The sequence below is a fragment of the Nostoc sp. CALU 1950 genome (assembly GCF_051172895.1).
Lineage (GTDB): Bacteria > Cyanobacteriota > Cyanobacteriia > Cyanobacteriales > Nostocaceae > Nostoc > Nostoc edaphicum_A.
In genome coordinates this window covers 99,500-110,345 of sequence record NZ_JBDNJQ010000008.1, presented here as the reverse complement: position 1 = coordinate 110,345, position 10,846 = coordinate 99,500, and the positions used below count along the sequence as shown (strand labels likewise).

The 10,846-nt window shown below is 42.1% G+C and carries 7 protein-coding genes; 5 read left to right on the top strand and 2 right to left on the bottom strand.

Features of this window, described 5'->3' with window-relative positions; translation table 11 throughout:
• Window positions 1-372: 372 nt before the first annotated feature.
• The 5 genes from gmd to ABF638_RS04510 all read left to right on the top strand — a co-directional run bounded on the left by gmd (window position 373) and on the right by ABF638_RS04510 (window position 5,239).
• The gene (gmd, locus tag ABF638_RS04530; protein ID WP_435020603.1) at window positions 373-1,452 is read left to right on the top strand and encodes a GDP-mannose 4,6-dehydratase; all 1,080 of its coding nucleotides are present in this window, start codon (window positions 373-375) and stop codon (window positions 1,450-1,452) included.
• Window positions 1,453-1,475: 23 nt separating this feature from the next.
• Entirely contained in the window at window positions 1,476-2,420 is a 945-nt protein-coding gene (locus ABF638_RS04525; protein ID WP_435020601.1) for a GDP-L-fucose synthase family protein, read from the top strand.
• A gap of 67 nt (window positions 2,421-2,487) precedes the next feature.
• Window positions 2,488-3,063 carry a 5-formyltetrahydrofolate cyclo-ligase gene (locus ABF638_RS04520; protein WP_435020599.1) on the top strand — a complete coding sequence of 192 codons (576 nt, stop codon included), beginning with the start codon at window positions 2,488-2,490 and terminating at the stop codon, window positions 3,061-3,063.
• A gap of 38 nt (window positions 3,064-3,101) precedes the next feature.
• Window positions 3,102-4,112 carry a catalase family protein gene (locus ABF638_RS04515; protein WP_435020597.1) on the top strand — a complete coding sequence of 337 codons (1,011 nt, stop codon included), beginning with the start codon at window positions 3,102-3,104 and terminating at the stop codon, window positions 4,110-4,112.
• A 290-nt stretch (window positions 4,113-4,402) separates the two neighbouring features.
• A complete protein-coding gene (locus ABF638_RS04510) occupies window positions 4,403-5,239 on the top strand; it encodes a carbohydrate ABC transporter permease (RefSeq protein ID WP_435020595.1) in 837 nt (278 codons plus the stop codon).
• Between the two features lie 81 nt (window positions 5,240-5,320).
• Here ABF638_RS04510 and ABF638_RS04505 read toward each other — a convergent pair whose 3' ends face one another.
• Both ABF638_RS04505 and ABF638_RS04500 read right to left on the bottom strand, forming a co-directional pair.
• Window positions 5,321-5,974 (bottom strand): sugar transferase, encoded by a 654-nt coding sequence (locus tag ABF638_RS04505; RefSeq protein WP_435020593.1) that lies wholly within the window; start codon window positions 5,972-5,974, stop codon window positions 5,321-5,323.
• Window positions 5,975-6,326: 352 nt separating this feature from the next.
• Window positions 6,327-10,361 (bottom strand): hypothetical protein, encoded by a 4,035-nt coding sequence (locus ABF638_RS04500; RefSeq protein WP_435020591.1) that lies wholly within the window; start codon window positions 10,359-10,361, stop codon window positions 6,327-6,329.
• Between the last annotated feature and the right edge of the window lie 485 nt (window positions 10,362-10,846).

Below are 10,846 nucleotides of genomic sequence, written 5' to 3'. Positions count from 1 at the left end.
AGGTGCAATTTATCTGGCTGCTTCTGTCATTTGGCTCAATTGATGACACGCCCTAGAAGTCTAAATTTAATATGCCTATTTTATTAATTCTTCACAAAACTAGAGATATATGAAGTTTTGACAAAAAACAACTTACATAAAATAATCTTGGTCTATCTGGTACAAGAAGAAATATACATAATTCAAAAATCTTGAGCTATTTATACTTGGCTTACGTGTTAAATTATTTTTTATTAAGTATATTTATTTACGGAAAAAGTCTTCTAACAATAAGAACTCGTAGTTTCCCATTAGGCAATTCAGCAATTAGTTGCTAGGTTGTATCAGATTGGCTGTAACTTTTTAATCAAAGACAATAAGGGATAATTAGGCATGACGCAACAGAAGCGAGCGTTGATTACTGGTATTACTGGACAAGATGGTTCATATCTAAGTGAGTTTTTGTTGGAACAAGGTTATGAAGTTCATGGCATCATTCGCCGGACTTCTACCTTCAACACAGACCGCATCGATCACATTTACGAAGACCCCCACAAAGAGGGAGTGCGGTTGTTTCTTCACTACGGTGACTTGACAGACGGTACGACGTTACGGCGCATTTTAGAAGAAGTCAAACCAGTAGAAATTTACAACCTCGGCGCTCAATCCCATGTCAGAGTCAGCTTTGATTCACCAGAATACACAGTGGATGCTGTAGGAATGGGAACATTGCGTCTGTTGGAAGCAATTCGAGACTACCAACATCGTACCGGAATTCAAGTGCGATTTTACCAGGCGGGTTCTTCAGAAATGTACGGTTTAGTACAAGCAATACCTCAAACTGAGACAACGCCCTTTTATCCCCGCAGTCCCTATGCCTGTGCGAAAGTTTACGCCCATTGGCAAACTGTAAATTATCGTGAGTCTTATGATTTGTTTGCTTGTAACGGCATACTTTTTAACCACGAGTCACCGCGGCGGGGTGAAACCTTTGTAACCCGCAAAATTACTAGAGCGGTGGCAGGTATCGTTGCTGGTAAGCAAAAAAAGATTTACATGGGTAATCTAGACGCCAAGCGAGATTGGGGCTATGCCAAGGATTACGTCAAAGCAATGTGGTTGATGTTACAGAAAGACCAGCCAGACGATTACGTAATTTCGACTGGTGAAACTCACTCAGTGCGGGAGTTTTTGGAACTGGCATTTAGTTATGTGAATCTCAATTGGCAAGATTATGTAGAGTTTGATGAGCGTTACCTCCGTCCATCTGAGGTAGAGTTGTTGATTGGTGATTCTACCAAAGCACGGCAAAAGTTGGGCTGGACACCATCAGTAACCTTTGAAGAACTAGTTTCCCTAATGGTAGAAGCAGACTTACAAGCATTGGGCCACACTTCACCCAATGGAAATGGTTCCCAATTTCCAGCTGATATTGCGACTATTCGTCAAACACTGGGCGCTTTGCACTTCTGATTCGCATCACAGAGGATAAAAATATGACAGCCTTAGAACTAAAAAATAAACGCATTCTCGTCACTGGTGGGTCAGGGTTTCTAGGTCGTCAGGTGATAGATCAACTGTGTAAAGCAGGGGCTGATCGTGAGAAAATTACAATACCGCGATCGCACGATTCCGATTTGCGTGTTTGGGAAAATAGCCAACGTGCGGTTGACCAGCAGGACATAATCATACATCTAGCAGCTCATGTCGGTGGTATCGGTTTAAACCGCGAAAAACCCGCAGAGTTGTTCTACGATAACTTGATCATGGGAACCCAGCTAATTCATGCTGCCTATCAAGCTGGAGTAGAAAAATTTGTCTGTGTTGGCACAATCTGCGCCTATCCTAAATTCACTCCAGTGCCATTCAAAGAAGATGATCTTTGGAATGGGTATCCAGAGGAAACTAATGCCCCTTACGGAATTGCAAAAAAAGCACTTTTAGTCCAATTGCAATCTTACCGCCAGCAGTACGGTTTTAATGGGATTTACCTACTGCCAGTAAATTTATATGGCCCAGAAGATAACTTTGACACAGGAAGTTCCCACGTTATCCCAGCATTAGTTCGCAAAGTTCACGAAGCCCAAATTAAAGCGGAAAAACAACTCCCTGTTTGGGGTGATGGCAGTCCCACCCGTGAGTTTCTGTATTCAGAAGATGCAGCGCGGGGGATTGTTATGGGAACTCAATTCTATAACGAATCGGAACCAGTTAACTTGGGAACAGGTTATGAAATTTCCATCCTTGATTTAGTAACTCTAATCTGTGACTTGATGGAGTTTAAGGGTGAAATTGTGTGGCAAACTGACAAGCCTAATGGTCAACCCCGCCGTTGTTTAGATACTGAACGAGCAAAGCTTGCCTTTAATTTCACGGCTCAGGTAGGCTTTGAAGAAGGGCTAAAGAATACCATTGAGTGGTATCGTCAACACGCTGCATAACAATGTTTTGGTGAATGTAGAGTGATACAAGCTGGGTGATGCCCAGCTTATTTTTTTGACTATTTTTATGGACAAAGTTAATCATCAACTAAATAAAGTAGAACTGCGCCGGACTCTACTCAAAACACGTCAATCAATGTCCGTTGGAGAATGGAGAGAAAAAAGCGATCGCTTATGCTCTCATTTACAAAACTCTACTTTGTTTACCCAAGCAAAAACAATACTCGCTTATTTCAGCTTTCGCCAAGAACCTGACCTCAGTCCCTTATTTGTAAACACCACATACCGTTGGGGATTTCCTCGCTGCGTTGATAAATCCCTGTGTTGGCATATTTGGACACCAAATGATTCTGTCCAAAGTGGCGCTTATGGCATTGCTGAACCACACCCCGACACTCCAATTTTAGATGCTGCCGAAGTAGATTTGATTCTTGTACCCAGTGTAGCTTGCGACTATCAAGGATATCGTTTGGGTTATGGCGGCGGATATTACGATCGCTTGCTCAGTTTACCGCAGTGGCAGACAAAGCCGACTATCGGAATTGTCTTTGATTTTGCCTATTTCTCCCAAATACCTATTGAACCTTGGGATAAACCACTACAAGCTATTTGTACGGAAACCGGATTGACTCGAAAAGGTTGAAGGATTCAGGATAATGAAGACATCTCATCAAATGTTTTATGAATAACCCAACGTCATCTACCACTGAGCAAGAAGCAATAATTGACGAGATTATCGCAAGTAGTCTCCAAGCTCAACAAAAAACGGGCCCAGACCTCCGCCAAATTCATAGTAAAAGTCATGGACTCCTTTGGGGAGAGTTTATTATTGAACCCAATCTTCCTGAAGACCTGAGAGTAGGTTTGTTCAAAACGCCCCAAACCTATCCTGCGTGGATTCGGTTCTCTAGTGGTGGTTCACCTCAAAAGCGTGGGAAATTCCACTCCGATAGCCAGCCTGATGTTCGTGGTATCGCCATCAAGGTAATGAATGTGGACGGGCAAAAAGTCCTTGATGATGAAGAAAAAACTCAAGATTTTATACTTAACAATTATCCGATTTTCTTGACCAAAGACGTTCGTGATTATGCTGATCTTTCCCAAGCAGGTAGTGGACAACTTACCCCAGAACGAATAGAGGAACTTGGCTATGCCTTTGCTATCTTGCAAAAAATTGGTAGTCAAAAAGTAGGAAATCCACTTTTGATTCAATATTGGAGTATGGCTCCCTTTAAATTTGGTAGTCGCATTGTAAAATTAACTGTCAAATCTCAACAGCCTGAACAACCACCAGAAACACTTCCAGAATCAGAAAATTACCTTCGAGAAACGCTAGTAAAATATTTGACAGAAGAAGGTCGAGAGGCGTCTTTTGACTTCCTAATTCAATTTTATTTAGACGATGAAAAAACGCCGATTGAAGACCACGTTCAGGAATGGCAAGAAGCAGATTCACCATTTATTAAAGTTGCAACTGTCCGCATTCCCAGCCAGAAATTTGACTTTGAAGAACGCAAACGCTTAGATGAAGGTTCGCTGTTTTCCCCTTGGCATACACTGCTAGAGCATGAGCCTGTTGGAAGTGTGAATCTCTCTCGCAAGAGGCTTTACATCGAACTTGCAAGGTATAGACGAGAAGAAATCACTAAACGCTTGCAGGAACCACAACCTTATGTAGCGGTTGAAGATTAACCACTCTAGTTTGACTTAAAACTGTAGGATGATAGGCTATAAGCCTACTTGATTAGATCCGATTTTTGGCGTTGCTGATTTGATGTATAAAAGTTATTAGTTGTGCAACCAAAACTCTTGTAGAGATGTAAAATTTTACGTCTCTACATTTACAGATAAAAGTTGAATGTAACTTACTTGTGCTGGAATTATATCCCCGACTTCTTTAATAATTATGGGATGTGAGCAGAAACTCTTGATTTAACTAGATTTTTGACCATATTTAGAGAACTAGGAAAGTTATTAATCAAATGCTGAACCTGAAAAAATCACGATCGCAAATTCTGCTAATGTATGCGCTGTTGGGAGCGATCGCACTGGTAATGCTCTTTCCTTTACTATGGCTAATTAGTACAGCCTTAAAATCGCCTACGGAAAATATTTTTCAGTCACCGCCACAGTTGTTGCCTAGTCAACCAACACTAGATAACTTCTTTAGTGTGTGGAACTCTCTACCTTTTGGACAATATCTGTATAACAGTACTTTGGTGTCAGTGCTGACTGTGGGTTTAAATCTGCTGTTTTGCGCTTTAGCCGCCTATCCGTTGGCAAGATTGTCGTTTGTGGGGCGAGACTGGATTTTTGTGGCGATCGTCTCTACGATTATGATTCCCTTCCAAATCGTCATGATTCCCCTCTATATTTTGACAGTCCAGTTAGGTTTGAGAAATACTTACTTAGGGATGATTTTTCCAAGTTTAGCTTCTGCATTTGGGATTTTTCTGTTGCGCCAAGCTTTTATGAGTGTCCCCAAAGAAATCGAAGAAGCGGCTCGGATGGACGGCAGTTCAGAATTAGGTTTGTGGTGGCATATTATGTTACCAGCAGTTCGCCCTGCACTAGTAACTTTAGCTATTTTCGTATTTATTGGTGCTTGGAGTGACTTTTTGTGGCCTTTAATTGTCATCCAAGACGAAAGTTTATACACTCTTCCTTTGGGCGTCGCGAAGCTAGCAGGGACATTTTCACTTGACTGGCGGTTGGTAGCTGCTGGCTCAGTAATTGCGATCGCCCCAGTCTTATTACTATTTCTGTTTTTACAACGTTACATTGTACCCACGGAAACCGGTAGCGGCGTCAAGGGTTGAAGGGGGCAGGGGAGGAAAAACTATTGATTATTGCCCACTCCCCAGTCCCTAATCCCCAATCCCCAATCCCCAATCCCGAATTCAATAAGCACCAGTCTTTTTAAATACCACCCAGATAGTTTTAATAATCAGACTCAGGTCATAAGTTACAGACCACTTGCGCTGATAATCTATATCCATCTTGACAATGGTTTCAAAGTCTGTAATGCTGGAACGTCCATTAGCCTGCCATTCTCCGGTAATACCTGGTTTGACTCGCAATCTATCCCAATGGTGTAAATCGTAATGGCTAACTTCATCAAGAGTAGGTGGACGAGTACCAACTAAACTCATATCCCCTAATAAAACATTCCAAAATTGGGGTAATTCGTCCAAGCTAGTACGCCGCAAAAATTTACCCACAGGAGTAATGCGAGGATCGTCAACAGATTTAAAGATGTGACCTTTAGCTTGGTTTTCAACCAAATGCTTGAGTTTATCAGCATCGACGATCATGGAACGGAATTTCCAAATGCGGAAAGTTTTTCCGTTTAAACCACACCGAATTTGGGAATAGAATATTGGACTTGGCTCATGAATAAAGGTAGCAATTGCTACAGGAATTGCTACCATAAATGTAATAATCAGCCCTACAATGGCTCCAATAATGTCAATTAATCGTTTTCTCACACTTAAAGTTGACGGGTGTGAAGGCTGTTGCGAACAATTAACTGAATAAAGATAAAGATTATTCACAAGGGCTAACTTATTTTATAACAGGAATTTTTGCATCAGTAGTGTAGACATAAGACATGATTTTTAGGCGATTTTTACTACTATTGGTTGTCGCCACTACTGAGTGTTAATATACACAAATTTTAACCAATAAAAAAACCAAAAACCCAAAATTTACAGAATCTTTCAATTAAAGTGAGAGATTGTAAATCTACAGTATTTTCTCCATCAATAAAAAAGATCCTACTACGGTACACATCCAAAAAGTTACTTTCCTAAAGTAGTAATAGCACTTTGCAAAATTCCAAATGCTTATGACGTAAGCATTTGGAATTTTGAGTAGTATCATTATTTCTAGCGTGATGTACTAGTCTCAATGATGAACCTCTAAGGCAAAATTCACCGTGTATGGTTCCTCCAGTGATTGCTGATTACTAGCCTTGATTGCATCTAGATAGCGACGCAAAGACAACAGTTGTTGGGAATTGGGACGATAAGTGAGACTCCCTTGTTTTTCAAAAAGTGGTGCTATGGCGATCGCCTGATAGTCAGGATTTTCTTGCGAACTCTGGGTGAGCCAGGTTGATTCTGTGACTGAAGGTATCAAACCGGAAGGCAATTCACCTTCCAAAAAAGCCAGCAGGCGTTGCTGACAAGTGCGAGTATTAATCCCACGACCCTCAAATAACTGGATAACTTCACCGAAAGATAAGGATCGCTCTGGTAGCAACCGTAGCAATTCTGTAAACAAGAAATAATCAGTGTATTGTTGCCTGGGTATATCTAATATTTGGGGATGCAGAGGCAGCATCGCCAAACCATAAGCAACCCGACTGCAATTAGGAGCGCCGTTTTCGCCGAGATATAAATCTTGCATAATCTTGGCACTGGGGAGTTTTTGCCGTAGCCAGCGGTTCACCGTCCCGACACAAGCCACCCCACCAGTCAGGATCGCTTGATTAATGGATTCTGTAGGAATGCCACGAGCTACCAATAACTTGTTGAGTTCTCGATTCAGGCGGCGCACAAAGGGGATAAATACCTGGCTTTCTAAGTCTCGTCGCTGCAAAATCCACCGCTGATCGGCTAATTCCAGAGTAAAAGAGTCTTGGTGTTGCAAAATCAGCTTTAAGGCTAGTGCCGCATCTAATACCGCCTGTCCTAGAAGAGAACTTTCTAGACGCTGCTGGAGGCGAATCCGAGCGGTGATATCTGGTTCTCCGACTCTAGGTAGTTCTAATTCTTCTAACCCTAAAGTCTGCCAACGCATTTGGTCTAAACCAGGAATTGAGGGTTGCCATTGCCAAGGATTACTCGTGGTAGTTTTGCTATCGCTTGGTGTTTCTGAGCGTGATTGCCGAGATTTCGGTGGCAATAGCAGCTGGCAAATAATATCTTGCTCAATTCCCTTGCCAGCATAAGCAAAACTGTGGAGCATGAAATCATTGTATGTCAATTGCTGCAAGCTTTCTGGTACATTCACCAGCAACATTTCTGTGGCAGTTGTTCCAATGTTAATCACAAGGGTGTTGCCAACAATGGGATGTTCGCTGGTTTTGGCTGGATGAGAACCTTGAGTATCGCTTAATTTTATTTGCTCACCGTTAGCAGCATCAAGTTCTGGGAGTAAACTAGCGATCGCTTCTTCGACAAAAAAGACTTGCTGTGGATGTTGGATAAGTTTGCTAGTGAGTAAAGCTTCCCGCACGTTAAAGCGGTATTGTTCCGAGCAGCTAGATGGACAAGTGCAAATTACACCAGCAATATTATTGATAATCTGGGGAAAATTTTGTTCGCTGATTCCAACAGCCGCAGCCATTAAACTAGGGGTAGTACAAGTTTTTTCGGATTTGAGGGTTAATAGTAGCTTAGAGAGTGATCGCACCACCCAAATCAAAGGCCCTGCGGAAAATTCATTTAATTGCAAAACAGGTTCCCATTTCTGTCGTTCACTCTTGTAGGGAATGGCGACTTGTAAATAGGGTTTTAACTGCGCCGAGTAGAGATTATTTGTTGTCGAATCTGCTGTTGCTCTCGGTGTTGCAGAAGTGGTAGCCGAGCGATCGGGCACTTTATCTTGGGCAACAGCCGCAGGTGTCGTATGCTCATGTGTTTCTATACTTTCGTTTTCACCGTGAGGTATAGAAGCTGTAGGCAGATAAACCTCTGTTGGCAAACGAAACGATTGCTGGAAGGGACTTGTTCCCGGCGGATTTTCTGCTGACCAATAGATAGGATGTACAACAAAAGTCGAGCGATTTAACAATGCAGCGGAAATTCCTGTTGTACCTAAATCAATTCCTAAATACCAGACTGATTCTAGAACATTGGGCGAAACTTCTGGATTATTTATGGAGTTGGAAATTGATGGTAAAGAAGTTTCTTGAACAGGAGTTGTGACTTCCTTTTTTTTTTCAGTTTCTACCAGGGGAACTGCCAAACTGGATAAAGCAGCAGTTGAGGCATTCTCTACTACTTGGAGCTTTTCAGAGGAAGTTGTGGGTATTGTGTCTTGAATGTTATCAAGTAGTTCCGAGAAAAGATCCAGGTTAGTAGCTGGCTGCGACTCAGAATTTAGCTGCTGATCAAAATTAGCCAAATCCCGATCTAATTGCTGCAACTGTTCTTCATCTAAAGAAATATCAGGTACGGCTGGAGCCTGGTTTGACTCAATAGAAAGCAAGTTTTCTTGTGGTGAAGCAGCAATGTATTTATCTGAAGACGGTTCTGGCTGCTCATCGCGAATTAATGCTTCCGATGTGGCAATATCTTCTCTGCGATCGCGCGGCGTGTCGTAGACAGACACTAAGCTAACAGTAGGCTTGGCCAACGCAATATCTGTTACTTCTGGAGTAACTGGTGCTGTAGTTATGGCATCTTCCACAGAAGATGATACTTCCAGCAGTTGTTGCTCACTATCAGTATCAGGCAATAGGTCAGTTAGAGTACTAATTGTATCAACACTAGCTGGCTGAGTGTCGAGTTGCACCGGGAAACTGTCTGTTTGTGGGGTAGAGAAGCTAAGAGGCGAGTCTAGGTTAGTCTCCTCTTCAAAAAATAGTTCTTCCTGTGGTTCTGATGATGAATCTGTGGTTTCTCCTAAAGTCTCAGTCTCTTGGCTCGTCTCTGGTGTCACAACCGCAGAATCCACAGTTGGAGGAACAGGTGCCTCAGCAATATTCAACGGTAATGGAGAGGCTGTAGAGGTAGATAAGTCATTTGTGGCAATATCGAGGCTTGGATTACTAACATCACCAACGCCGAATAAACTAGCGTAAAGTTGGTCTACTTCATCACCAATTAATGCAGAAATATCTTGCGGTAATTCGGTCGGGGTTTCAGAAGATTCAGAAGATTCTAAACCAAGCTGCAACAGCACTGCATCTAAATCTTCTGTGAGGGTAGTCTCCTGTTCCTCAGAAATAATAGTGAGTGGAGATGAAGTTTCTGGCTGTATAAGCTCCAAGGGTTGGGGCGCAACTTCAGCAGCGATCGCGGTTGGTTCAACTAATGATGGTGGTGAAGATAGTGTCTCAGATTCTACCCCCAAAAAAGATAACTGAGAACTAGGGGATTCTTGCTGCAAATGCTGGGTTAAATTATTGAGAAAGCTGGCCATCAGCTGTTCACCTTGCATCCCCTTGCTATGCATTCTTGCTAATGCTTGCGACAGGGATTCGTAATAAGTATTAATGTTGCGCTGTAGTGCCTCAAAGACTACATTCACCGTCCCATCTAGGGATAATAGGCGTTGATCCAACTCCCTGGCTAGATGGGTTAACCGCTCCACACTATCTGGTGATTCTAAAAAAGTTTGAGTTGCAGAGTTTGCATGATTAGGTGCTCTTGAAGAACTGGCGGAATTTTCCCCCCCCTGTCCTACCAGTGGCGTTAAAGTTGGCACAAGACGACTCATGAGTACCTGTAAAAACTCGGTAATCATCTGCTCCTGGTTTGTCAACTGTTGCGCTAGGGAGTAGTTTTGCAAACGCTTTTGTTCTAACTGTCGAATTTCCTGTATAAGAGTGGCTCGCTCTTGCAAAAGCGATTCTAATTCCGATCGCAACGGCTGAATCAATCTCGAAAATTCATTTTTTAATTGTCCGGCGCCAACAGTATTCTGTTCTTGACTGGGTTCAATCTGCGGTAGGGAATACTGGTTATAATCACGATCAATAAATTTTGTTACCAAAGGCGAACGCGGTTCTTCAGAAGACTGATTTGGGATGCCGCTCTCTAATGCTTCTTTTTCTTGCAACTTCACCAAGAAGTCTCGAATTCTTTCTAAAACTTCTTTAGGCTCTTGCGCCTGACCAGACAGAAATCTAGACAGGCGCTTGCCACCACTGGCAAGCAAGTTGTCAATGTCTGCAATCAACTTTTGAATTTCATCTGCACTGGAAGTCACTTTTATTACCTTACGTAGAAAATTATGTCAACTAATGTGACGATTAATTTACAATCGCCGTACCCTATGGGTATCTTGCTATACACAGCATCGACCATAGGAGAAATTTTGAGTGGCAAAAGCCGCTACTTGAACTTGTGACTGTCATTATGTTATGGATTACTGGGAGTCGTGGCAATCTTCAGTCAGCGTTTGTGTGAGAAGCTTAGTGTTGCAGGTCATTGGTTGCCTATTTTTGGAAATCGCTAAAATACCTGAGCAATAATTTACTCCCTTTAGTATCATTGATGTTGTTTGCCTATATTCTTAACTAATCAAGTTTGCAGTGCAGCTAGCCCTTAAGCAATATAACCGCCGGCTATAAACTACTTTTTGCAAAACTTTTACCCTGTTTAAACTTATTAGGTAAAGATTATTTAGAAAAACGTTCTTGTCGCTTTCTTATGTAGCATAGTTTAGTTTTCTCTTTGAAAGGGAGCTGTGCA